The 23,564-nt window shown below is 74.1% G+C and carries 20 protein-coding genes; 14 read left to right on the top strand and 6 right to left on the bottom strand.

Translation table 11 applies throughout. The annotated features are described in order from the left end of the window. Nucleotides 1–3 precede the first annotated feature (3 nt). Nucleotides 4–855 (top strand): inositol monophosphatase family protein, encoded by an 852-nt coding sequence (locus tag BXA05_RS10830; RefSeq protein ID WP_241005784.1) that lies wholly within the window; start codon nucleotides 4–6, stop codon nucleotides 853–855. Between the two features lie 277 nt (nucleotides 856–1,132). Further along, nucleotides 1,133–1,432, top strand: coding sequence for a DUF4193 domain-containing protein (locus tag BXA05_RS10825; RefSeq protein WP_021483601.1), 300 nt, complete (start codon nucleotides 1,133–1,135; stop codon nucleotides 1,430–1,432). A gap of 141 nt (nucleotides 1,433–1,573) precedes the next feature. Here the strand turns inward: BXA05_RS10825 and BXA05_RS10820 are convergent, their stop codons facing one another. Then, nucleotides 1,574–2,089, bottom strand: coding sequence for a DUF3093 domain-containing protein (locus BXA05_RS10820; RefSeq protein WP_076404958.1), 516 nt, complete (start codon nucleotides 2,087–2,089; stop codon nucleotides 1,574–1,576). Between the two features lie 72 nt (nucleotides 2,090–2,161). Between BXA05_RS10820 and dut the strand changes: the two genes are divergently transcribed. From dut to BXA05_RS10800, 4 genes are all read left to right on the top strand, one after another. Beyond that, nucleotides 2,162–2,638 (top strand): dUTP diphosphatase, encoded by a 477-nt coding sequence (gene dut, locus BXA05_RS10815; RefSeq protein WP_034652386.1) that lies wholly within the window; start codon nucleotides 2,162–2,164, stop codon nucleotides 2,636–2,638. Between the two features lie 106 nt (nucleotides 2,639–2,744). Then, a complete protein-coding gene (locus BXA05_RS10810; RefSeq protein WP_076404957.1) occupies nucleotides 2,745–3,488 on the top strand; it encodes a DUF3710 domain-containing protein in 744 nt (247 codons plus the stop codon). Between the two features lies 1 nt (nucleotide 3,489). Continuing rightward, on the top strand, nucleotides 3,490–3,864 hold the full coding sequence (locus BXA05_RS10805) for an OB-fold nucleic acid binding domain-containing protein (protein ID WP_034652381.1): 375 nt from the start codon (nucleotides 3,490–3,492) through the stop codon (nucleotides 3,862–3,864). Nucleotides 3,865–3,972: 108 nt separating this feature from the next. After that, complete coding sequence (locus tag BXA05_RS10800; RefSeq protein ID WP_083711796.1) at nucleotides 3,973–4,884, top strand: DUF3159 domain-containing protein; 912 nt, start codon at nucleotides 3,973–3,975, stop codon at nucleotides 4,882–4,884. Nucleotides 4,885–4,924: 40 nt separating this feature from the next. Here BXA05_RS10800 and BXA05_RS10795 read toward each other — a convergent pair whose 3' ends face one another. Together BXA05_RS10795 and BXA05_RS10790 are read right to left on the bottom strand one after the other, a co-directional pair. Beyond that, nucleotides 4,925–5,653, bottom strand: coding sequence for a potassium channel family protein (locus BXA05_RS10795; protein WP_051028145.1), 729 nt, complete (start codon nucleotides 5,651–5,653; stop codon nucleotides 4,925–4,927). Then, complete coding sequence (locus BXA05_RS10790; RefSeq protein ID WP_031316042.1) at nucleotides 5,653–6,306, bottom strand: potassium channel family protein; 654 nt, start codon at nucleotides 6,304–6,306, stop codon at nucleotides 5,653–5,655. Before BXA05_RS10790 ends, BXA05_RS10795 begins: the two co-directional genes overlap by 1 nt. Before the next feature lie 94 nt (nucleotides 6,307–6,400). On the opposite strand from BXA05_RS10790, the gene BXA05_RS10785 reads away from it, so the two are divergent. The 5 genes from BXA05_RS10785 to BXA05_RS10765 all read left to right on the top strand — a co-directional run bounded on the left by BXA05_RS10785 (nucleotide 6,401) and on the right by BXA05_RS10765 (nucleotide 14,261). After that, a complete protein-coding gene (locus BXA05_RS10785) occupies nucleotides 6,401–8,404 on the top strand; it encodes an APC family permease (protein ID WP_034652378.1) in 2,004 nt (667 codons plus the stop codon). Nucleotides 8,405–8,670: 266 nt separating this feature from the next. Further along, nucleotides 8,671–9,924 carry a class I SAM-dependent RNA methyltransferase gene (locus BXA05_RS10780; RefSeq protein ID WP_076405051.1) on the top strand — a complete coding sequence of 418 codons (1,254 nt, stop codon included), beginning with the start codon at nucleotides 8,671–8,673 and terminating at the stop codon, nucleotides 9,922–9,924. Nucleotides 9,925–10,002: 78 nt separating this feature from the next. Continuing rightward, nucleotides 10,003–10,236 (top strand): hypothetical protein, encoded by a 234-nt coding sequence (locus tag BXA05_RS10775; RefSeq protein WP_076404956.1) that lies wholly within the window; start codon nucleotides 10,003–10,005, stop codon nucleotides 10,234–10,236. A gap of 210 nt (nucleotides 10,237–10,446) precedes the next feature. After that, on the top strand, nucleotides 10,447–13,266 hold the full coding sequence (locus tag BXA05_RS10770) for an aconitate hydratase (RefSeq protein ID WP_076404955.1): 2,820 nt from the start codon (nucleotides 10,447–10,449) through the stop codon (nucleotides 13,264–13,266). Between the two features lie 110 nt (nucleotides 13,267–13,376). Further along, entirely contained in the window at nucleotides 13,377–14,261 is an 885-nt protein-coding gene (locus BXA05_RS10765; protein ID WP_076404954.1) for an arginase family protein, read from the top strand. A gap of 34 nt (nucleotides 14,262–14,295) precedes the next feature. On the opposite strand, the gene BXA05_RS10760 is transcribed toward BXA05_RS10765, so the two are convergent. Together BXA05_RS10760 and BXA05_RS10755 are read right to left on the bottom strand one after the other, a co-directional pair. Further along, nucleotides 14,296–15,003, bottom strand: a complete 708-nt coding sequence (locus tag BXA05_RS10760; RefSeq protein WP_076404953.1) for an NUDIX hydrolase — start codon at nucleotides 15,001–15,003, stop codon at nucleotides 14,296–14,298. Continuing rightward, nucleotides 15,000–16,451: a GuaB1 family IMP dehydrogenase-related protein gene (locus BXA05_RS10755; RefSeq protein WP_043654636.1), complete on the bottom strand. Its 1,452-nt coding sequence runs from the start codon at nucleotides 16,449–16,451 to the stop codon at nucleotides 15,000–15,002. The genes BXA05_RS10760 and BXA05_RS10755 overlap by 4 nt, the downstream gene beginning before the upstream one ends. A 203-nt stretch (nucleotides 16,452–16,654) precedes the next feature. Between BXA05_RS10755 and dxs the strand changes: the two genes are divergently transcribed. Beyond that, nucleotides 16,655–18,577, top strand: a complete 1,923-nt coding sequence (dxs, locus tag BXA05_RS10750) for a 1-deoxy-D-xylulose-5-phosphate synthase (protein ID WP_076404952.1) — start codon at nucleotides 16,655–16,657, stop codon at nucleotides 18,575–18,577. 90 nt (nucleotides 18,578–18,667) lie between these two features. Here the strand turns inward: dxs and BXA05_RS10745 are convergent, their stop codons facing one another. Continuing rightward, a complete protein-coding gene (locus tag BXA05_RS10745; protein WP_076404951.1) occupies nucleotides 18,668–19,765 on the bottom strand; it encodes a carboxylate-amine ligase in 1,098 nt (365 codons plus the stop codon). A 378-nt stretch (nucleotides 19,766–20,143) separates the two neighbouring features. Between BXA05_RS10745 and pflB the strand changes: the two genes are divergently transcribed. Together pflB and pflA are read left to right on the top strand one after the other, a co-directional pair. Then, nucleotides 20,144–22,459 (top strand): formate C-acetyltransferase, encoded by a 2,316-nt coding sequence (pflB, locus tag BXA05_RS10740; protein WP_061268197.1) that lies wholly within the window; start codon nucleotides 20,144–20,146, stop codon nucleotides 22,457–22,459. 20 nt (nucleotides 22,460–22,479) lie between these two features. Beyond that, entirely contained in the window at nucleotides 22,480–23,472 is a 993-nt protein-coding gene (gene pflA, locus BXA05_RS10735) for a pyruvate formate-lyase-activating protein (RefSeq protein ID WP_083711793.1), read from the top strand. Nucleotides 23,473–23,564: the final 92 nt, after the last annotated feature.

Raw genomic sequence — 23,564 nt, 5'->3', positions numbered from 1 at the left:
GCCGTGCGCCTCTTCATCGACGACCCCCGGCAGCCCGACGACGTCACCGTGGCCGACCTGCGCGACCTGGCCGAGCGCCTCGCGCGCGAGGCCGGCGAGCTGGTCCGCTCCGGCCGCCCCGACCGGGTCGAGGTGGCCGCGACGAAGTCGACCGCGACCGACGTCGTGACGCGGATGGACGCCGACTCCGAGGCGCTGCTGCGCCGCGGCATCGCCGCCGCCCGCCCCGACGACGCGATCCTCGGCGAGGAGGAGGGCGCCTCGGCCGGGACGTCGGGAGTCACCTGGGTCATCGACCCGGTCGACGGCACCGTGAACTACCTCTACGGCGTCGCGTCGTACGCGGTGTCGGTCGCCGCGGTGGTCGGCCCGCCGGACCCGCTGGAGTGGACGGTGCTCGCCGGCGCGGTGCACTCCGTCGTCGACGACCGCACGTGGACGGCGGGGCTGGGAGCGGGGGCGACCCTCGACGGCCGGCCCGTGCACGTCAACGCCGAGACCGACCTCGGCCAGTGCCTCGTGGGCACGGGCTTCGGGTACGACGCCGACCGTCGCCGCGCGCAGGCCCGCGTGCTGCTCGACGTGCTGCCGCAGGTGCGCGACATCCGCCGCCTCGGCTCGGCCGCGATCGACCTGTGCCTCGTCGCCACGGGCGAGCTCGACCTCTACTACGAGCGCGGTCTCAACCCGTGGGACATGGCCGCGGGAGCGCTCGTCGCGCACGAGGCCGGGGCGCTCGTGACGGGCCTGCGGGGCCGCGCCGCGGACCGCGAGATGACGGTCGCGGGACCGCCCGAGGCGGTCGCGCGGCTCGTCCGGCTCCTCGAGGACGCGGGAGCGGACTCCGACTCCTGACGGGGCGCCGTGCACCCGTGACCAACGACACCCGGGCGGGTGCCCGGCCACAGGGTGCATCACTCAGGGAAATGGTGCAGAATCCGGGGGCCCACCGGGAACAATTCCGGTGCGCCGCGCATTGATGAGCGTGCAGTGCCACGAACCCCCTCGGGGCACGACACGTCACGGGGTGCCCCCGCACCCCGCACCCGTGCCGCCCGGCACGACCGGCCGTCGCCGGTGGTCCGGACGCGCACAGTCGCGATCGACGATATTCCGGAGAGTGACCCCACAGATGGCAACAGACTACGACGCCCCCCGCAAGAGTGAAGAGGAGCTCAGCGAGGACTCGCTCCAGGAGCTCCAGGCTCGTCGCTCCGACAAGAGCTCGGGCGTCGTTGACGAGGACGAGACCGAGGCGGCCGAAGGCTTCGAGCTGCCCGGTGCCGACCTGTCCGGCGAGGAGCTCTCCGTCCGGGTCCTTCCCCGTCAGGCGGACGAGTTCACGTGCGCGAGCTGTTTCCTCGTGCACCACCGCAGCCAGCTCGCCTACGAGAAGAACGGCCAGCAGATCTGCTCGGAGTGCGCTGCCTGACCCGCCGCGCACCACGGCCGACGGCCGCCGCCCCCTCCCCGGGGCGGCGGCCGTCGTCGTCCGCGGGGCCCGTAGGCCGAGCGGAACGCGGGCGCGCGGTGAGCGGACGACCGACCCGCCACCGCGTGCGAGCGCCTGCGCTCAGGCGGCGTGCGCGGTGCGGACCGCGTCCGCCAGGCGCTGCGGGTGCCGGGTCGAGACGAGCCAGTACGGCGTCGGGTCCTGCGGGTCCTCGAGCACGACGTGCACCCCGGTGCGCGCCCACGCGCGCAGGCACACGTAGGCGCGCGCGTCGAGGCGGGGGCCGAGCTGGACGCGCATCGCGTCGGCGTCGAGCGTCGTCACCTGGCCGAGCAGCGACGCCGGGACGTGGGCCCGCCCCGCGCGCAGCTCGCCGTCGGCGACCTCGACGACCGGCGACGTCCACCACAGCGCGACGACGCCCGCGACGGCGGCCAGGCCGCCGACCCCGAGGGCGACGGCGTGGCTCGCCGGCCACAGGGCGATCCCGAGGACGAGCGCGAAGCCGAGCGCCGCGGCCCAGCCGCCGACGCCCGGGACGAGGCGCTCGCGGTAGGAGGCCGTGCCCGCGGTGCCGGGCGTCCCGGCGGCTCCGCGGGTCGAGGACGGGGTGCTGCGGTCGGCGGCGTCGGTCATGGGTCCATCATCCCAGCCCCGCGCACCGCGGCCGACGTGCTCGCAGCGCGCCGCGCGCACTAGGCTCTGCGGGTGCCGAACCACCAGCAGCCCTCGACCGGCGACGTCGACGTCCTCATCACGCTCCTCGACGACGTCCCCCTGCCCGCCTACGCCCACCCGGGCGACGCGGGTGCGGACCTCGTGACGACCGTCGACGTCGAGCTGGCGCCGGGGGAGCGCGCCGTGGTCCCGACGGGCGTGTCGATCGCGCTGCCCGACGGCTACGCGGCGTTCGTGCACCCGCGCTCGGGTCTCGCGGCGAAGCACGGCCTCACGGTCGTCAACGCGCCGGGGACCGTGGACGCCGGGTACCGCGGCGAGATCAAGGTGACGCTGCTCAACACCGACGCGCGCGAGCCCGTCGTGCTGCGGCGCGGCGACCGGGTCGCGCAGCTCGTCGTCCAGAAGGTCGAGCGGGCGCGGTTCGTGCAGGCCGAGCGCCTGCCCGGCTCGCACCGCGGCGAGGGCGGGTTCGGGTCGAGCGGCGGCTGGACGCCCGCACCCTGACCGGCGCACCCGGCCCGCCGCTGCGCGGGCTAGTGTGGAATCAGTGCGGGGCGAGCGCCCCGTGAGGAGACCCGGCCGAGTGCCGGGCAGGTGAAGGAGTTCGTCCGTGGGTCTGTTCCGTCGCTCCAGGTCGTCCGAGCCGACCGAGTCGCCCGAGCCGTCGGGCACGACGTCCGAGCAGGTCGGCGACGGCGCGCCCGCCCCGGAGGCGGCTGCCGAGGCCCCCGCGCGCGGCCCGTACGACTCCGCCCAGGTGCCCGAGCGCGGCCCGCGCCTCGACCTCGGCGCGGTGTGGCTCCCCGGCGTGCCGGGCATGGAGCTGCGCATGGAGGTCGACAAGAAGACGCAGCGCATCACGGGCGTGGCGTGCGCGGTCGGCGGCTCCGGGCTCCAGGTGCAGGCGTTCGCCGCGCCGCGCACCGAGGGCATCTGGGACGAGATCCGCGGCGAGATCGCGGCGTCCGTCACCAAGCAGGGCGGCACGGTCGACGACCTGCCGGGCCCGTTCGGGCGCGAGCTGCTCGCGCGCATCCCCGCGCAGACGCCGGACGGCCGCCCGGGCGTGCGGCCCGCGCGCTTCGTGGGCGTCGACGGCCCCCGCTGGTTCCTGCGCGGCGTGCTCACCGGCAAGGCCGCGGTCGACCCGGCCGAGGCGCGCCTGCTCGAGACCGTGTTCGCGAACATCGTCGTCGTGCGCGACCAGAACCCGCGCCCGCCGCGCGACCTGCTCACCCTGCACCTGCCGGGCAAGGGCCCGGAGGCCGCCCCGGCGCCGACCCCGGCCGGTGCCCCCGAGACGCCGTCGTTCGACCCGCTGACCCGTGGGCCGGAGATCACGGAGATCCGCTGACATGGTCCCCACCCTGCGTGACGCCTGGCGCACCGCGCTCGCCTCCCAGGAGGAGCTCGCGGCCGACGAGGAGCGCACCGAGGCGGCCCGGCAGAAGGGCTGCCGTGCCGTGGCCGAGCTGCCGAACCGCCGCCGCGCGAAGATCTCCGGCGTCCTGCGGTCCGTCGTGCTCCGCCCGCGCGAGGGCGTGCCGACCGTCGAGGTCGAGCTCTTCGACGGGTCCGGCGTCGTCGACCTCGTCTGGCTCGGGCGCCGCCGGATCGCGGGCATCGAGCCCGGGCGCCGCGCGCTCGTCGAAGGGCTGGTGTGCGACGTCGACGGTCGCCGCACCATCTTCAACCCGCGCTACGAGCTGCTGGCCAAGCCGGGGGAGTGAGCCCGGCGGCCGTCGTGGACGGCCGTGCCGTACGATCCTGCGCACCCGACCCGGCCGCACCGGCCCTCCCGCCGGCGCCACCCACCCGAGCCCCGAGGACGCCACGACATGACGAGCAGCAGCGACGCGACCGGCGGCCCCGTGGGCGGGCGCCCCGACCCGGGACGCGTGCCCGAGCCCGTCGCGCACGACGCCGAGGTGGTCGAGACGGTCGTCGACGACGTCGCGGCGCCCGAGGACGGCCGCGCCCGCGGCGTGCGCGCCCTCGCAGGCGAGGACTTCTCGGTGGCCGACGCGATCGGCGGCGTGCGCGGGCTCGTGGAGTCCGTCGCGCCCGGGCTCGTGTTCGTCGTCGTCTACGTCGCGACGACCAACCTGCGCTGGGCGCTCGTGACGTCCGTCGCGGCCGCCCTCGTGGCCGTCGCCGCGCGCCTCGTCCAGCGCACGCCCGTGACGCAGGCGTTCGGCGGCCTGCTGGGCGTCGGCATCGGCGTCCTGTGGGCGTGGCGCTCGGGGGAGGCGCAGGACTACTTCGCGTGGGGCCTGTGGACCAACGCCGCGTACCTCGTCGCGCTCCTCGTGTCCGTGGTGGTCCGCTGGCCGCTCGTCGGGCTCGTCGTGGAGGGCTTCCGCAGCGGCTTCGGCGTGGGGACGGCGTCCGGCGGCACGACGGCGGGCGCGACTGACGGCGAGCCCCGCGAGGGCGCGGACGTTCCCGCGCCGCAGCCCGCCGAGCCGGCCGCCGGGAGCGCGGGAGAGCCCGGCGCGTTCGCCCGCTGGGCGCGGTCGTGGCGGTCGGACCGCGCGCTCGTGCGCCGCTACACCGCCGCGACGTGGCTGTGGATCGGGCTCTTCGGGGCGCGTCTCGCGGTCCAGGTGCCGCTGTACCTCGACGGCGACGTCGGCTGGCTCGGCACCGCGCGCCTCGTCATGGGGATCCCGCTGTGGGCCCTCGTGCTGTGGCTCACGTGGATCCTGGTGCGCCGCCCCGCGACCGCCGGCCCGCGCCCCGCGGCGTAGCCGCCCCGTCGCCCAGGCCGCACCGTCGCGCGGGCCGCCGTCAGAGCAGGTCGCCGCCGAGCTCGGGAGCCTCGACGGGCGCGTCCGGCGCCGTCGGGCCGTCCTCGCCCTCGCCGGCGAGCAGCCGCGCGAGCGCGCCCTCGTCCGCCTCGTTCCCCGTGACGAGCAGGAGCTCGTCGCCGACCTCGAGCGTGTCGTCCGCGCTCGGCGCGATGGGGCGCGTGCCGCGCACGATCGCCGCGAGCACGGTGTCCGCCGGCCAGCGCACCTCGCCCACGCGGCGACCGAGGAGCGGCGACGACGGCGGCAGCGTCACCTCGAGGATGTCCGCGCCGGACTGGTGGAACGTGAAGATGCGCACGAGGTCGCCCACGGCGACGGCCTCCTCGACCATCGCCGTCATGATGCGCGGCGTGGACACGGCGACGTCGACGCCCCACGACTCGTCGAACATCCACTCGTTCTTCGGGTTGTTGACGCGCGCGACCGTGCGCGGCACGCCGAACTCGGTCTTGGCGAGGAGCGACACGACGAGGTTCACCTTGTCGTCGCCCGTCGCGGCGACGATGACGTCGCACTCGTCGACCTTCGCCTCGGCGAGCGACGACAGCTCGCACGCGTCGGCGAGGAGCCAGTCGGCGTCCGCGACCTGCGCGACGCGCATCGCCGCGGGCTGCTTGTCGACGAGCATGACCTCGTGGTCGTGGCTGAGGAGCTCGCGGGCGATCGAGCGGCCGACGGAGCCCGCCCCGGCGATGACGACGCGCATCACTCGGCCTCGACCTTCGGTGCGTGGGTGAGCTTGCGTTCGACGACGGCGGCCCGCTCGTCGTCCATGAGCACGTGCAGCACGTCGTTCTCCTGCAGGACGGTGCGGTCGGTGACGAGGACGCCGTCGCCGAAGCGGCTGACGAACGCGACGCGCGCCTCGGTCGCGTCCTCGATGGCGCGCACGGTGCGGCCGATCCAGCCGGGGTGGAAGTCGACCTGGGCGAGCCGCACGCGCCCGGACGGGTCGCGGTACTCGTCGGTCGCGCCGAACGGGAGCATGCGGCGCAGCACCTGGTCGGAGGTCCAGCGCACGGTCGCCACGGTCGGGATGCCGAGCCGCTGGTAGATCTCGGCGCGCTGCGGGTCGTAGATGCGCGCGACGACCTTCTCGACGCCGAACGTCTCGCGGACCACGCGCGCGGACAGGATGTTCGAGTTGTCGCCGTCGGAGACGGCGGCGAACGCGTACGCGTCCTCGATCCCGGCCTGCACGAGCGTGTCGCGGTCGAAGCCGACGCCGGTCACCTTCTTGCCCGTGAACTCCGCGGGCAGGCGCCGGAACGCGTCGGGGTTCTGGTCGACGACGGCGACCGAGTGGCCGCTCGACTCGAGGGACTGGGCGAGCGTCGCACCGACGCGCCCGCAGCCCATGATCACGAAGTGCACGCACCGAACGCTACCGCCCGCAGGGCCCGCGAGCGCGCACCAGCGCGACCGGGCGCCGTCGGGCATAGCATGTGGCCTCGTGTCGGAGATCGCTGATGCCGCGAAGCGGCTGCTGCTCGGGCGGCCTGTCCGTTCCGAGCACCTGGGGCACACGCTGCTCCCCAAGCGCGTCGCGCTGCCCGTGTTCGCGTCCGACGCGCTCTCGTCCGTCGCGTACGCCCCGGACGAGATCCTCCTGACGCTCGCGCTCGCGGGCCTCAGCGCGACGATGATCTCGCCGTGGGTCGGTCTCGCGGTCGTGGTCGTGCTGCTCACGGTCGTCGCGTCGTACCGCCAGAACGTGCGGGCGTACCCGTCGGGCGGCGGTGACTACGAGGTCGCGACGGTCAACCTCGGCCCGACGGCGGGCGTCGGCGTCGCCTCGGCCCTCATGGTCGACTACGTGCTCACGGTCGCGGTCTCGATCTCCTCGGGCGCGCAGTACGCCGCGAGCGCGATCCCCGCGCTGCGCGACCACGAGGCGGCGTTCGCGATCGGGCTCGTCGTGCTGCTCACGCTCGTCAACCTGCGCGGGGTGAAGGAGTCGGGCACCTTCTTCGCGATCCCCGTCTACCTCTTCATGCTCGCGATCGGCACGACGGCGGTCGTCGGCTTCTTCCAGTACGTCACCGGCAACCTCGGCCCGGCGGAGAGCGCGGAGTTCGAGCTCACGGCGGAGAGCGGGTTCGACCAGGGGCTCATGGGCATCGCGGGCGCGTTCCTCGTGGCGCGCGCGTTCGCGTCCGGCTGCGCCGCCCTCACGGGCGTCGAGGCCATCAGCAACGGCGTGCCCGCGTTCCGCAAGCCCAAGTCGCGCAACGCGGCCACGACGCTCGCCCTGCTGGGCGGCATCTCGGCGGCGATGATGCTCTCCATCCTCTTCCTCGCCCGGGCGACGGGCGTGCACTACGCGGAGGACCCGCACGCGCAGCTCTCGCTCAACGGCGAGCCGCTCCCGGTCGACTACGTGCAGCACCCCGTGATCGGGCAGCTCGCGGAGACGGTGTTCAGCGGCGCCCCGATCCTGTTCTACGTCGTGTCCGCCGTGACGGGGCTCATCCTCGTGCTCGCGGCGAACACCGCGTTCAACGGGTTCCCGGTGCTCGGCTCGATCCTCGCCAAGGACGGCTACCTCCCGCGCCAGCTCCACACGCGCGGCGACCGTCTCGCGTTCTCGAACGGGATCATCACGCTCGCGGTCGCGGCGATCGTGCTCATCTGGGCCTTCGACGCCGAGGTGACGCGCCTGATCCAGCTCTACATCGTGGGCGTGTTCGTGTCCTTCACGCTGTCCCAGCTGGGCATGGTGCGGCACTGGACGCGCGCGCTGCGCACCGAGCACCAGCCGCGCGAGCGGTCCCGCATGCGCCGCTCGCGCGTCGTGAACACCGTGGGCCTCGGCATGACGGGCACGGTGCTCGTGATCGTGCTCCTCACCAAGTTCACGCACGGCGCGTGGATCGCGATCCTCGCGATGGCGATCGTCTTCGTGCTCATGAAGTCGATCCGCAAGCACTACGACACGGTGCGCGACGAGCTCGCGCTCGGCGACGACGCCGCGGCCGCCCGCGCGCTGCCGAGCCGCGTGCACGCGATCGTGCTCGTCTCGAAGATCCACCGCCCGACGATGCGGGCGCTCGCGTACGCGCGGGCGTCGCGGCCGTCGGTGCTCGAGGCCGTCACCGTCGGCGTCGACGCCGAGGACGTCGAGGACCTCATGCGGCAGTGGGAGGCCCTCGACCTCCCGGTGCCGCTGCGCGTGCTGGACTCGCCGTTCCGCGAGATCACGCGCCCCGTGCTGTCGTACGTGCGGTCGGTCCGCCGCGAGTCCCCGCGCGACCTCGTGGTCGTCTACATCCCGGAGTACGTCGTCGGGCACTGGTGGGAGCAGCTGTTGCACAACCAGAGCGCGCTGCGCCTCAAGGGCCGGCTCCTCTTCACGCCGGGCGTCGTGGTGGCGTCGGTGCCGTGGCAGCTCTCGTCGACGGAGGGGCAGACCGGGCTCGAGGGCGAGGGCTTCCGCCAGCGCTTCACGGGGTACTGATCGCGCCGGCGCGACTCCCGGAGGAGGCCCGGTCCCGACGTCGGGGCCGGGCCTTCGCGCGTCCGCGGCGGGGGGCCGGCGGCAGCCCCGGGGAGAGTGCGGGGGGAGCGCGCGGGAGAGTCCGGGATACTGGGGGCATGCCGTCCTCCTCGCGTGGTCCTGCCGTGCCCTCCGACCGACCGTCCGACCCCGGCGCGGGTCGTCCCGAGCGCGCGCCCCGCCGGTCCGGCCGCCGACCCGGCCGGCAGACCCGGCAGTCGCCGCGCGTGCTCCCTCGACCTGAGGTCGAGGTCGAGCTCGAGGTCGGCCCGGTGGCGCACGGCGGTCACTGCGTGGCACGGCACGAGGGCCGGGTCGTCTTCGTGCGGCACGCCTTGCCGGGCGAGCGCGTGCGCGCCCGTGTCACCGAGGGCGGCGACGCGGCGAAGTTCTGGCGCGCCGACGCGGTCGAGGTCCTCGAGGCCTCGCCCGACCGCGTGCCGTCCGCGTGGCCCGAGGCGGGACCGGGCGGCGTGGGCGGCGGGGAGCTCGCGCACGTCGCGCTCGGCGCGCAGCGGCGGTGGAAGCGCGACGTCCTGACCGAGCAGCTGCGCCGCCTCGCGCACGTGGACCTGGACGATCTTCACCCTCAGGTAGAGGTCGAGGGTCTGCCGGGGGACGACGAGCGCGGCGGCCTCGCCTACCGCACGCGCGTGGACCTCGTGGCCGACGGCGGCGGCCGCGCCGGGATGCACCGCTTCCGCTCGCACACCGTCGTCCCGCTCGACGCGATGCCGCTCGCGAGCGAGGACGTCGCCGACCTCGCGGCCCACGAGAAGGTCTTCACCCGCTCGTGGCGCCCGGGCACCCGGATCGAGCTCGTCGCGCCCGTCGGGTCCGCGCCGGTCCTGCTCGTCGACGGCGAGCCCTGGCGCGGGGGGTCGCCCGACCACCGGCCCAACGCGCGGCGCAGCGTCACCGAGCGCGTGGTGCTCGGCGACCGCGAGCACACGTACCGGGTCGCCGCGGACGGGTTCTGGCAGGTCCACCGCGAGGCGCCCGCCGCCCTGACGCGCGCGGTGCTCGACGGCGTCGGCGACGTCGACGGCGCGCGCGTGCTCGACCTCTACTCGGGGGCCGGGCTGTTCACGTCGCCGCTCGCGGCCGCCGTCGGGGACGCGGGCACCGTGCTCGCGGTCGAGGGCGACGAGCGGGCCGTGCGCGACGCCCGGCGCAACGCGCACGGGCTCGACCGGGTCGAGCTGCGGCACGGGCCGGTCGAGCAGGTGCTCGCCCAGGACGGGAGCGGCGCGGACGTCGTCGTGCTCGACCCGCCCCGTGTCGGTGCCGGGCGCGCCGTCGTCGAGGCCGTCGCGGGCCGCGAGCCGTCGCGCGTCGTCTACGTCGCGTGCGACCCGGCCGCGCTCGCGCGCGACGTGTCGTACCTCGCGGAGCACGGCTACGGGCTCACGTCGCTGCGCGCGTTCGACCTCTTCCCCATGACCCACCACCTGGAGGCGGTGGCGGTCCTCACGCGCTGACCTGGCGGCGGCGCGGGCGCCCCGCCACGGGCGCATGATGAGGGGGAGGCCCCTACGAGCACGGACGGTGAGGCGCGCATGACGAGCACGGCGGCGACGGGGAGCCGGACGGTCGTCCGGGCGGCGAGCCACGACGGGCCCGGTGACGGTCCGGACGACGTCCGGGACGTCGTCGGCGTGGGGGTCCTGATGCCGAACGGGCGGCTCGTGGGCCGGAGCTTCGCGTCGCGCGCCGAGGCGGAGGCGTGGGCGCGGCCCGAAGAGGGGGAGCAGGTCGTCGAGCTCAACGTCCTGTGCGACTGCGACCTCTGAGCCGTCGCCGACCCCATATATCTTGACGTCAAGATATATGGGGTATGCTGGTCGCGGTGCAGGTCGCAGCGGGTCGTGGACGAGCCGCCGGCCACCGCCCCGCCCGTCCTCCGGGACGCGGCCGGAGCGGCGCACCGGCCCGGCGTAGTCTGGGCGAAGCCCCCTGAACCATGGCATCCGTGCCACCGTCTCGCCACGAAGGAGCTACGAGTGAGCAGCGTCGACACGTTCGGGTCGAAGGGAACGCTGGAGGTCGGTGAGAACTCGTACGAGATCTTCCGCCTCTCCGCCGTCGAGGGTGTCGAGCGCCTCCCGTACAGCCTGAAGATCCTCGCCGAGAACCTCCTGCGCACGGAGGACGGCGCCAACATCACCGCGGACCACGTCCGCGCGCTCGCGTCCTGGGACCCGGACGCGCAGCCGGACACCGAGATCCAGTTCACGCCGGCGCGCGTGATCATGCAGGACTTCACCGGTGTGCCGTGCGTCGTTGACCTCGCGACGATGCGCGAGGCCGTCGCGGAGCTCGGCGGCGACCCGTCGCGCATCAACCCGCTGGCGCCGGCCGAGATGGTCATCGACCACTCGGTCCAGATCGACGTCGCGGGCCGCTCGGACGCGTTCGAGCGCAACGTCGAGTTCGAGTACCAGCGCAACCACGAGCGCTACCAGTTCCTGCGCTGGGGCCAGACGGCCTTCGACGACTTCAAGGTCGTCCCCCCGGGCACCGGCATCGTGCACCAGGTCAACATCGAGTACCTCGCGCGCACCGTCATGACCCGTGAGGTCGGCGGCGTGCTCCGCGCCTACCCGGACACGTGCGTCGGCACCGACTCGCACACGACGATGGTCAACGGCCTCGGCGTGCTCGGCTGGGGCGTCGGCGGCATCGAGGCCGAGGCGGCCATGCTCGGCCAGCCCGTCTCGATGCTCATCCCGCGCGTCGTGGGCTTCAAGCTCAACGGCTCCATCCCGGCGGGCGTGACCGCGACGGACGTCGTGCTCACCATCACGCAGATGCTGCGCCAGCACGGCGTCGTCGGGAAGTTCGTCGAGTTCTACGGCGCGGGCGTGGCCCAGGTGCCGCTCGCGAACCGCGCGACCATCGGCAACATGAGCCCCGAGTTCGGCTCGACCGCCGCGATCTTCCCGATCGACGGCGTGACGATCGACTACCTGCGCCTCACCGGCCGCAGCGACGAGCAGCTCGCGCTCGTCGAGGCGTACGCCAAGGAGCAGGGCCTGTGGCTCGACCCCGAGGCCGACGGCTACGTCGAGCCCGTCTTCTCGGAGTACCTCGAGCTGGACCTCTCGACGGTCGTCCCGTCGATCGCCGGCCCGAAGCGCCCGCAGGACCGCATCGAGCTCGGCGAGGCGAAGGAGTCGTTCGCGTCCGCGATCCTCGACTACGTCGACGCCCAGGAGGCGGCGCCGTTCACGGGTCTCGACGAGTCCGTCGAGGAGACGTTCCCGGCGTCCGACCCGATCGCCGCCGCCGCGCACGACGACCCGTCCGACCAGCCGGTCGCGCCGGGCCACGCCGACAGCGCGAAGCGCCCGCACAAGGTCGTCCCGGTCACGCTCGAGGACGGCACGACGACCGAGCTCGACCACGGGCACGTCGTCATCGCGTCGATCACGTCGTGCACCAACACGTCGAACCCGTCGGTCATGCTCGCGGCGGCCCTGCTCGCGAAGAAGGCGGTCGACCGCGGTCTCGCGTCGAAGCCGTGGGTCAAGACGTCCATGGCGCCCGGCTCGCAGGTCGTGACGAACTACTACGAGAAGGCCGGCCTGTGGCCGTACCTCGAGAAGCTCGGCTTCCACCTGGTCGGCTACGGCTGCGCCACGTGCATCGGCAACTCGGGCCCGCTCGCCGACGAGATCTCGGCGACGGTCAACGAGCACGACCTCTCGGTCGTCTCGGTCCTCTCGGGCAACCGCAACTTCGAGGGCCGCATCAACCCCGACGTGAAGATGAACTACCTCGCGTCGCCGCCCCTCGTCATCGCCTACGCGCTGGCCGGCACGATGGACTTCGACTTCGACGGCGAGCCCCTGGGCACCGACCCGCACGGCGAGCCGGTCTTCCTCAAGGACATCTGGCCCTCCCCGGAGGAGGTCCAGGCGACGATCGACGCGTCGATCGACCGCGACATGTTCACGAAGGACTACGCGGACGTCTTCACGGGTGACGACCGCTGGCGCGCGCTCGAGACGCCCGAGGGCGACACGTTCGCGTGGGACACCGAGTCGACCTACGTGCGCAAGCCCCCGTACTTCGACGGCATGGGCATGGAGCCGTCGCCCGTCACGGACATCTCCGGCGCGCGCGTGCTCGCGAAGCTCGGCGACTCGGTGACGACCGACCACATCAGCCCCGCCGGTGCCATCAAGGTGGACTCGCCGGCCGGCAAGTACCTCGCGGAGCACGGCGTCGCGCGCCGCGACTTCAACTCCTACGGCTCGCGCCGCGGGAACCACGAGGTCATGATCCGCGGCACGTTCGCGAACATCCGCCTGCGCAACCAGCTTCTCGACAACGTCGAGGGCGGCTACACCTTCAACTTCGTGAAGGACGCGCAGGACACGATCTACGACGCCGCGCAGGACTACGCCGCGCAGGGCACCCCGCTCGTCATCCTCGGCGGCAAGGAGTACGGCTCCGGCTCGTCGCGCGACTGGGCGGCCAAGGGCACCGCGCTCCTGGGCGTCAAGGCCGTCATCACGGAGAGCTTCGAGCGCATCCACCGCTCGAACCTCATCGGCATGGGCGTCCTGCCGCTGCAGTTCCCGGCGGGGGAGAGCGCCGAGTCGCTCGGCCTCGCGGGCACGGAGACCTTCGACATCGAGGGCATCACCGCGCTCAACGACGGCACCACGCCGTCGACCGTCAAGGTCACGGCCACCAAGCCCGACGGCACGAGCGTCGAGTTCGACGCCGTCGTGCGCATCGACACCCCGGGCGAGGCGGACTACTACCGCAACGGCGGCATCCTGCAGTACGTGCTGCGCTCGCTCGTCGCCTGACACGCACGCGCGTCCCGACGGCGCGTCCACCCCGGCCGGGGTGGGCGCGCCGTCGCCGTTCTCGACCAGGCCCTGCGCGGGTGTCGGGAGTCCGGCGTAGCGTCGGTCGCATGACACAGCGGTCGTGGTCGGTCCTGGGCGTCCCGTCGAGCGCGGCCGCCCACGGCCCCGGTCTCGAGAAGGCGCCGTCGGCGCTGCGCGCGGCCGGTCTCGCGGACGCGCTGCGGGGGCGCGGGCTCGCGGTCGTCGACCAGGGCGACGTCGAGATGGCCCGCTGGCGCGCGCGCCACGAGCCCGGGCGCCTGAACGACGTCGAGCGCGTCGCCGTGGGCGTCGGTCGCGTCCGCGAGGTGGTGGGGCGCGAGCTCCGAGCGGGTCGTGTGCCGCTCGTGCTCGGCGGCGAGTGCACCGTGACGCTCGGTATCGTCGCCGCGGTGGTGGACGTGCACGACGACTGCGGGCTGGTCTACGTCGACGGCGGGCAGGACCTCTTCACGGTCGCGTCGCACCCCGAGGAGCCCATCGCCGACGCGACGGGCGTCGCCCACCTCCTCGACCTCCCGGGCGCGAGCCCGGAGCTGAGCGCCGTCGGGGCGCGGCGACCGCTCCTGGACGCGCGACGGCTCGCGTTCCTCGGCTTCTCCGACGCCGAGGAGGACGAGGACGGCCGCGTCGCCGCGACCCGGGTCCCCGCCGCCGAGGTCTCCGCAGGTCCCGAGGCGGCGGCCCGTCGTGCCGTGGACGGCGTGGGCGGCGGGCCGTTCGTGCTCCACGTGGACGTGGACGTCCTCGACTTCTTCGCGCTGCCCGCGGCCGACGTGCCCGTCTTCGGGCGCGGGCTCGTCCCCGCCGAGCTGGAGCGCGTCGTGCGCGAGGTCGTCTCCGACCCGGACCTCGTCGCGGTCACGCTGGTCGAGTTCAACCCGGACCACGGCGGGTCGACGACGGCCCGCGCGCTGGTCGACCTGCTCGCCCGCGCGCTCGCGCCCGGCTGACGCGGGGTACGGGAACCGAGGGGCGGGCGGACCGTCAGAGCGGGGCGTCGAGCGTGCGCGTCCGGTCCCACGGCTCGGTCCAGCCGAGCCGGTCGAACAGCGCGTCGAGGATGCCGCCGGTGAAGCCCCAGACGAGGTGCTCGCGCCCGTCGGCCTCCACGAGGAAGCCGGGGCTCTTGTGCACCCGGCGGTCGCGGCGGACCGTCACCGTGCGGCGCCGGCCGGGGTCGAGGAGGTCGGCCACGGGGACCCGGAACACGTGGGCCGACTCGGCGGCGTCGACGGCGCGGACCGGGGTGGGCCGGGCCCACCACCCGAGCACGGGCGTGACGACGTGGTTGCTCACCGGCACGGGCAGCCGGCCGAGCGTGCCGAGCACCTCGACGCCGCCCGGGTCGAGGCCCGTCTCCTCCTCGGCCTCGCGCAGCGCGCCGCCCACCGGGCCGTCGTCGTCGGGCTCGAGCCGGCCGCCCGGGAACGCGACCTGGCCCGGGTGGTGGCCGAGCGTCGTCGCGCGCGCGAGCAGGAGCACGTCCAGGTCGGCGGGGACGGCCGCGGCCGGGCGCTCGGCGGGCACCCCGTCGAGGACGCCGAAGAGCAGCAGCACGGCGGCGTCGCGCGCGTCCGGGCGCAGCGTGCCGACGGCGTGGCGCCACGGCTCGGGCCAGGCGCCGCCGTCCCGGGCGAGCGTCGCGAGCTGCGCGCGCGCCGACGCGCGCGCAGCCTCGGGCGGGGTCGTCACCAGCTCACCGGGAGCGGGCGGCCCTCCTCGTAGCCCGCGGCCGACTGCACGCCCACGACGGCGCGGTCCGCGAACTCGGCGAGGCTCGACGCCCCGGCGTAGGTCGCGGAGCTGCGCAGCCCGGACGTGATCTGGTCGAGCAGGTCCTCGACGCCGGGCCGCTGCGGGTCGAGGAACATGCGGCTCGAGCTGATGCCCTCCTCGTACAGCGCCTTCCGCGCGCGGTCGAACGGCGAGCCCCCCGCGGTGCGGGCGGCGACGGCGCGCGCCGACGCCATGCCGAAGCTCTCCTTGTAGAGGCGGCCCGTGCCGTCGTCGTGCAGGTCGCCCGGGGACTCGTAGGTGCCCGCGAACCACGACCCGATCATCACCTGCGAGGCGCCCGCGGCGAGCGCGAGGGCGACGTCGCGCGGGTGGCGCACGCCGCCGTCGGCCCAGACGTGCTTGCCGAGCTCGCGCGCCGCGGCGGCGCACTCCAGCACCGCGGAGAACTGCGGGCGGCCGACGGCCGTCATCATGCGCGTGGTGCACATGGCGCCCGGCCCCACGCCCACCTTGACGATGTCCGCGCCCGCCGCGACGAGGTCGCGCACGCCGTCGGCCGTGACGACGTTGCCCGCCACGACGGGGACGTCCGGGCCCACCGAGCGCACCGCGTCGAGCGCCTGGAGCATCTTGGCCTGGTGGCCGTGCGCCGTGTCCACGACGAGCACGTCCACCCCGGCCGCGAGGAGCTCCTTCGCCTTCGCCGCGACGTCGCCGTTGATCCCGACGGCGGCGCCGACGCGCAGGCGCCCGGCGTCGTCGAGCGCGGGCGCGTAGACCGACGAGCGCAGCGCGCCCTTGCGCGTGAGGACGCCGACGAGCGCGCCGTCGCGCGTCACGGGCGCGACCTTGAGGCGCGCGGTGTGGAGCTGCTCGTAGGCCGCCTCGAGCCCGGCCCGACCGCCGTCGAGCACGGAGGCGTCGAGGACGAGGGGGTGGTCGGTCATCACCTGGTGGACCTGGGTGAAGCGGTCGACGTCGGCGCAGTCGGCCTCCGTGACCACGCCGACCGGGCGCCCGCCGTCCACGACGACCGCGGCGCCGTGCGCGCGCTTGCCGATGAGCGTGAGGGCGGTGTGGACGGTGTCGTGCGGGCCGACGACGACGGGCGTCTCGATGACGGGGTCCTTGGACTTCACGTCCGCGACGACGTCCGCCACGACGTCGGTCGGGACGTCCTGCGGGATGATCGCGATGCCGCCGCGCCGCGACACGGTCTCCGCCATGCGGCGCCCCGCGACGGCCGTCATGTTGGCGACGACGACGGGGATCGTCGTGCCCGTGCCGTCGGCGGAGGAGAGGTCGACGTCGAAGCGCGACGCGACCTCGGAGCGCGACGGGACGAGGAAGACGTCGCCGTAGGTGAGGTCGGTCGCGGGGGACTGTCCGGGCAGGAAGCGCATGGCTCCATCCTACGAGGTCGCACCCCGCCGTTGTCCGCACTGCGGAAGGAGAATTCCACGAACGTCGCGTCCGTGCGTCCGCGGCGCGAGTGTGCGTCAATGACGTGAAGGTCCCGTCGCCCGGCGCACCGCGGCGCAGGTCATCGGCCCGGACGGCCTAGAGTTGTCGGGCTGGTCGCACGGGAACGGAACGGAGCATCTGCATGAGCCTGCTTGGCACGATCACCTCGCCCGAGGACGTGCAACGGCTGACCCCGGGGCAGGCGCGCGAGCTCGCCGCGGAGATCCGGGCGTTCCTCGTCGACTCCGTCTCCCGCACGGGCGGCCACCTCGGCCCGAACCTCGGGGTCGTGGAGCTGACCATCGCGATGCACCGCGTGTTCTCCTCGCCCACGGACACCTTCGTGTTCGACACGGGCCACCAGTCCTACGTGCACAAGCTCCTCACGGGGCGCCAGGACTTCTCTGCGCTGCGCAAGCAGGGCGGGCTGTCCGGGTACCCGTCGCGCGCCGAGTCCGAGCACGACGTCGTCGAGAACTCGCACGCGTCCACCGCGCTCTCGTGGGGCGACGGCATCGCGAAGGCGAACGTCGTGCGCGGCCTCACCGACCGGCACGTCGTCGCGGTCATCGGCGACGGCGCGCTCACCGGCGGCATGGCCTGGGAGGCGCTCAACAACATCGCGGAGAGCCAGGACCGCCGGCTCGTGGTCGTCGTCAACGACAACGGGCGCTCGTACTCGCCCACGATCGGCGGCCTCGCGCACCACCTGTCGACGCTGCGCACCACGCACGGCTACGAGAGCTTCCTGCAGTGGGGCAAGCGCACCCTCAACCGGTCCGGCGCGCCCGGGCGGTTCGCCTACGAGTGGCTGCACGGCCTGAAGAAGGGCCTCAAGGACGTCGTCGCGCCGCAGGGCATGTTCGAGGACCTCGGCATCAAGTACGTCGGGCCGGTCGACGGCCACGACGTCGAGGCCATGGAGCACGCGCTGCGCCGTGCGAAGGCGTACGGCGCGCCCGTGATCGTGCACGCGCTCACCGAGAAGGGCCGCGGCTACACGCCCGCCGAGCAGGACGTCGCCGACCGCTTCCACGCCGTGGGCAAGATCCACCCGGAGACCGGGCTCCCGGTCGCACCCTCGCGCTTCGGCTGGACGAGCGTCTTCGCCGACGAGATCGTCCAGATCGGGCGGCGGCGGTCCGACGTCGTCGCGATCACCGCGGCGATGCTCGAGCCGGTCGGTCTCAAGCCGTTCTCGCAGGCGTTCCCCGAGCGCACGTTCGACGTCGGGATCGCGGAGCAGCACGCCGCGACGTCCGCGGCCGGCATGGCGTTCGCCGGGCTGCACCCGGTGGTCGCGGTGTACGCGACGTTCCTCAACCGCGCGTTCGACCAGGTGCTCATGGACGTCGCGCTGCACAAGGCCGGCGTGACGTTCGTGCTCGACCGCGCGGGCATCACGGGCGACGACGGCGCGAGCCACAACGGCATGTGGGACATGGCGATGCTGCGCATCGTGCCGGGCCTGCGCCTGGCCGCGCCGCGCGACGAGGAGACCCTGCGGACCGCGCTGCGCGAGGCCGTCGACGTCGACGACGCCCCGACGGTCGTGCGGTACCCGAAGGGCGCGCTCTCGGACGCGCTGCCCTCCGTCGAGTCCGTCGACGGCGTGGACCTGCTCGCCGTGCCCGCGGTCGCGGGCGACGAGGCCGCCCCCGCCGCGGCGGCGCCGGGTGGTCCGCGCCGCGTCCTGCTCGTCGGCCTGGGCTCGATGGCCCGCGTCGCGCTCGACGCCGGGGAGTCGCTCACCGCGCACGGCGTCGACGTCACGGTCGCGTCGCCCACGTGGGTGCTCCCGATGCCGAGCGCGCTCGTCAAGCTCGCCGGGGAGCACGACCTCGTCGTGACGGTGGAGGACGGCGTCGCGGACGGCGGTGTCGGCGCGCTGCTGGCCCAGCGGGCGCTGGAGTCGGGCGTGCGCACGCCCGTGCACCCGATCGGTCTCCCGGCGCAGTTCCTCGACCACGCCACGCGCGACCAGGTCGTGTCCGCGTACCGCCTCACCGGGGCGGACGTCGCGCGCGACGTGCTGGACGCGCTCGCGGCGCTCGCACGCGGCTGACGACCCCTGCCGCGCACCCGGCTCCCGGGTGCGCGGCCCCGGACACGCGGACGGCCCGCGGCGCAGGTGCGCCGCGGGCCGTCGCGTCGGTCAGGAGTGGGTGACCTCGACCGCCTGCTCGACGACGGCGCGCAGGTCGCCGCCGGACGCCGCGTGCCACGCGCGCTGCCGGGCGGCACCGTTGCCCCCCGACCACAGGCGCCCGAGCAGCTCGGTCACCGCGTCCAGGTCACCGGCGTCGACGAGCGCGTCGCGCACGTGCGCGACGAGCTGGCCCACGACGTCGTGCGCGGGGGCCGGGCGCCAGGTGAGGGGCGAGACGAGGTCCTCCTCGAGGCCCGAGCGGCCGGCGCGCCAGGACGCGGTGCGCAGGATCTCGGGCCGCAGCTCGGGCGCGGGCGCGCCGTCGGCGGCCTCGCGGGCCGCCGTCTCGACGAGACCCCGGGCGAGCGCCGCGAGCAGCGTCGCGGTGTCCGGGTCGAGGCACACGTCCGCGACGCGGATCTCGACCGTGGGGTAGCGCGAGGACAGGCGGGCGTCGAAGTAGACCATGTTCTCGTCGAGGATCGTGCCGGTCGCGACGAGGCCGTCGACCGCCGCGCGGTACGCCTCGGGCGAGCCGAACGCGCGCGTCGGGCCCGAGGTGGGCCAGCGCGACCAGACCTGCGACCGGAAGCTCGCGTACCCGCTGTCCTGGCCCTGCCAGAAGGGCGAGTTCGTGCTCAGCGCGAGGAGCGTCGCGAGCCACGGCCCGATGCGGTCGAGCACCGCGACGCCCTCGGTGTCGTCCGCGACGGCGACGTGCACGTGGCAGCCGCTCGTGAGCTGCTCGCGCGCGGTGAGGCCGAACGCGGCGCGCGCCTCGAGGTAGCGCAGGCGCGACACGGTCGTGCCCTCGAACGGCAGGGGAGACGTCGAGAGCGCGGCGACCCGGGCCCCGACGCGGTCCGCGGCCTCCTGGGCGCGACGCCGGCCCTCGCGGATCTCGGTCGCGAGCTCGTCGATCTCGCGGCGCGGGTGCGTCGCGGTCTCGAGCTGCTCCTCCATGAACTCCGACTCCAGCGAGCCGGTGCCTCCGCCCTTGTCGTCGGTGCCGGAGGCCTCGAGGGCCTCGGCCGCGCGGGCGACGGGCTGCCCGTCGTCGCCGACGAGCAGGAACTCTTCCTCGACCCCTACGGTGCGTTTCACCCGGGCAGTCTCACACGGATGCGCGCGGCACGTCCGGCGAGCGTGTGACCCGCGCCCGTGTCGTGCGTCACGACGGCGGCGCGGGGTCCCCAGGGTGAGGGCCGGAGGGCTTGTGAAGGTCATCACAAGACCTCCTCGGCAGGGGTGTTGCGGGGGCGAGGAACCGCGGAATCTCGCCGTTCCTGCCGGGTCCCGCCCGCCTCGGGACCTAGGTCCCCAGGCGGTCCCGAACGCCTCCGCGGCGGGCTCCGGGAACCTAGCCTGGAGGTGGCGAAGGAGCCCGTCGGAACCTCGGCCGAGGGCCCCACCCGGGACCTCGCGAGGCCGGCGGGTCCGGCCGGCGCGCGGACCCGCGCGTCAGGCACGAGGGAGGTCCAGATGACCAGCGTTTCCGAGGCAACCGGCACGACGAGCGGCGGCCGCGCGACGGGGGCGGGCGCCGTCGACCCGCAGCGCGACACCGCGCACGTCCCTGCGTGGGAGGGCTTCACCGACGGCCCGTGGCGCGACACGGTCGACGTGCGCGACTTCATCCAGCGCAACTACCGCCCGTACACGGGCGACGCGTCGTTCCTCGCCGGCCCCACGGAACGCACGACGGGCATCTGGAGCACGCTGTCCGCCATGTTCCCGGAGGAGCGGGAGATGGGGATCTACGACGTGGACACCCGCACGCCCGCCGGCATCACGGCGCACGCGCCGGGCTACATCGACAAGGCGCACGAGGTGATCGTCGGTCTGCAGACCGACGCCCCGCTCAAGCGCGCGATCATGCCGAACGGCGGCTGGCGCATGGTCGAGGGCGCGCTGGAGACGTACGGCTACGAGGTCGACGAGACCCTGCGGAAGGTCTTCACCGAGTACCGCAAGACGCACAACCAGGGCGTGTTCGACGTCTACCCGCCGAACGTGCGCGCGGCCCGCAGCTCGCACATCATCACCGGCCTGCCCGACGCCTACGGCCGCGGCCGGATCATCGGCGACTACCGCCGCGTCGCGCTCTACGGCGTCGACGCCCTGATCGCCGCGAAGAAGCTCGACAAGCTCGGTCTCGACACGCAGCCCTTCAGCGAGAAGGTCGTGCGCGAGCGCGAGGAGCACGCGGAGCAGATCCGCGCGCTGGGCGAGCTCAAGGAGATGGCGGCCTCGTACGGCTACGACATCTCCGGCCCGGCGACGACGGCCCGCGAGGCCGTGCAGTGGCTCTACTTCGCCTACCTCGCCGCGGTGAAGGAGCAGAACGGCGCCGCGATGTCGCTCGGCCGCACGTCGACGTTCCTCGACGTGTTCATCGACCGCGACCTCGAGGCCGGCCGCATCACGGAGTCCGAGGCGCAGGAGATCATCGACGACTTCGTCATCAAGCTCCGCATCGTGCGGTTCCTGCGCACACCCGAGTACGACGCCCTGTTCTCCGGCGACCCGACGTGGGTCACCGAGACGATCGGCGGCATGGGCGAGGACGGGCGCCCGCTCGTCACGAAGAACTCGTTCCGGTTCCTCCAGACGCTCTACAACCTCGGGCCGGCCCCCGAGCCGAACATGACGGTCTTCTGGAGCCCGGAGCTGCCGCAGGGCTTCAAGGACTACTGCGCGCAGGTCTCGATCGACACCTCGGCCGTGCAGTACGAGTCGGACGAGCTCATCCGCCAGCACTGGGGCGACGACGCGGCGATCGCGTGCTGCGTGTCCCCGATGCGGGTCGGCAAGCAGATGCAGTTCTTCGGCGCTCGCGTGAACCTCGCCAAGACGCTGCTCTACGCGATCAACGGCGGCCGCGACGAGATCTCCGGCAAGCAGGTCTCGCCCGTGGCGGCGCCCGTCGAGGGCGACGTGCTCGACTTCGACGACGTCATGGCGAAGTTCGACGCGACGATGGACTGGCTGGCCGCGACGTACGTCGAGGCGCTCAACTGCATCCACTGGTCGCACGACAAGTACGCGTACGAGCGCATCGAGATGGCGCTGCACGACAAGGACGTGCTGCGGACCATGGCGTGCGGCATCGCGGGCCTGTCCGTCGCGGCGGACTCGCTGTCGGCGATCAAGCACGCGAAGGTCTCCGTCGTCCGCGACGAGCGCGGCCTCGTCGTCGACTACGTCACCGAGGGCGAGTACCCGACGTTCGGCAACGACGACGACCGGGCCGACGCGATCGCCGTCGACCTCGTCGAGCGGTTCATGGCGAAGGTCCGCACGCACCCGACGTACCGTGACGCGGTGCCCACGCAGTCGGTCCTGACGATCACGTCGAACGTCGTGTACGGGAAGGCGACGGGCAACACGCCTGACGGCCGCCGCGCCGGCGAGCCGTTCGCCCCGGGTGCCAACCCGATGAACGGGCGCGACACGCACGGCATGCTCGCCTCGGCGCTGTCGGTGGCCAAGCTGCCGTACGACGAGGCGCAGGACGGCATCTCGCTGACCAACACGGTCGTGCCGAGCGGCCTCGGGCGCACCAAGGAGGAGCAGGTCACCAACCTCGCCGGCCTCCTGGACGCCTACATCGGGTCCGAGGGGTACCACATGAACGTCAACGTGCTGAACCGCGAGACGCTCCTGGACGCCATGGACCACCCGGAGAACTACCCGCAGCTGACGATCCGCGTGTCCGGGTACGCGGTGAACTTCGTCCGCCTGACGCGCGAGCAGCAGCTGGACGTGCTCTCGCGCACCTTCCACGGCGCGCTCTGACGAGCGCTGAGGAGCCAGCCATGACCGTCACCCTTCCCGGCCCCGCCGTCCGCCCGTCGCGCGGGTGCGGCGTCGCCGGGGGCACCCTGCCCGACGACGCCACGCGCCTCGAGGTCCCGGGCGTCCCGACCTCCGCGGCCGAGCCCGCGGCGTCGGGCACGCCCGTGGGCCACGCGCGCCGGGCCGGCGCGGGCCTGGACGGGCTGACGGTCGCGGACGTGGACCGGGCCGACAAGCTCGCGGCGATGCGCGCGGGCGAGCTCGGCTCGGTCCACTCCTGGGAGCTCGTCACCGCCGTGGACGGGCCGGGGACCCGGCTCACCGTGTTCCTCAACGGGTGCCCGCTGCGGTGCCTGTACTGCCACAACCCCGACACGTTCGCGATGAAGGACGGCAGGCCCGTCACGGCGGACGAGCTCCTCGGGCGCGTCCGGCGCTACCTGCCCGTGTTCCGGGCGACGCACGGGGGGCTCACGCTCTCCGGCGGCGAGGTGCTCATGCAGCCCGCGTTCGCGGCGCGCGTCCTGCGCGGTGCGAAGGCGATGGGCGTGCACACCGCGCTCGACACGTCGGGCTTCCTCGGCGCCAACGCGACCGACGCGATGCTCGACGACACCGACCTCGTGCTGCTCGACGTGAAGTCCGGCGACCCGGAGACCTACACGAAGGTCACGAGCCGCGACCTCGAGCCGACCCTGCGGTTCGGGCGACGGATCGCCGAGCGCGGGCTCACTGGCCACGCGCCCGAGGTCTGGGTGCGCTTCGTGCTCGTCCCGGGCCTCACCGACGACCCGGACAACGTCGAGAAGGTCGCCGCGTACGCGGCGTCGCTCAACGCGATCCGGCCCGGCACGGTGACGCGCGTCGAGGTGCTGCCCTTCCACCAGATGGGCCGTGACAAGTGGGACGCGCTCGGGCGCACCTACGAGCTCGACGACACGCCTGCGCCGTCGGCCGAGCTCACCGAGCGCGTGCGCGGCCAGTTCCGCGCCCACGGCCTGACGACGTACTGACCCGACCCGCTGACGAGCGCCCGCTCGCCGAGACGTGAGAAGTGGCCCGGACCGCCGTGCTCCCGGGGCCACTTCTCCCGTCTCGGCGGGTG

The organism is Cellulosimicrobium funkei (assembly GCF_900155925.1).
Taxonomy (GTDB): Bacteria; Actinomycetota; Actinomycetes; order Actinomycetales; family Cellulomonadaceae; genus Cellulosimicrobium; species Cellulosimicrobium funkei.
Note: the sequence above shows the minus strand (reverse complement) of the source record. Positions and strands in the feature narration are given on the sequence as shown.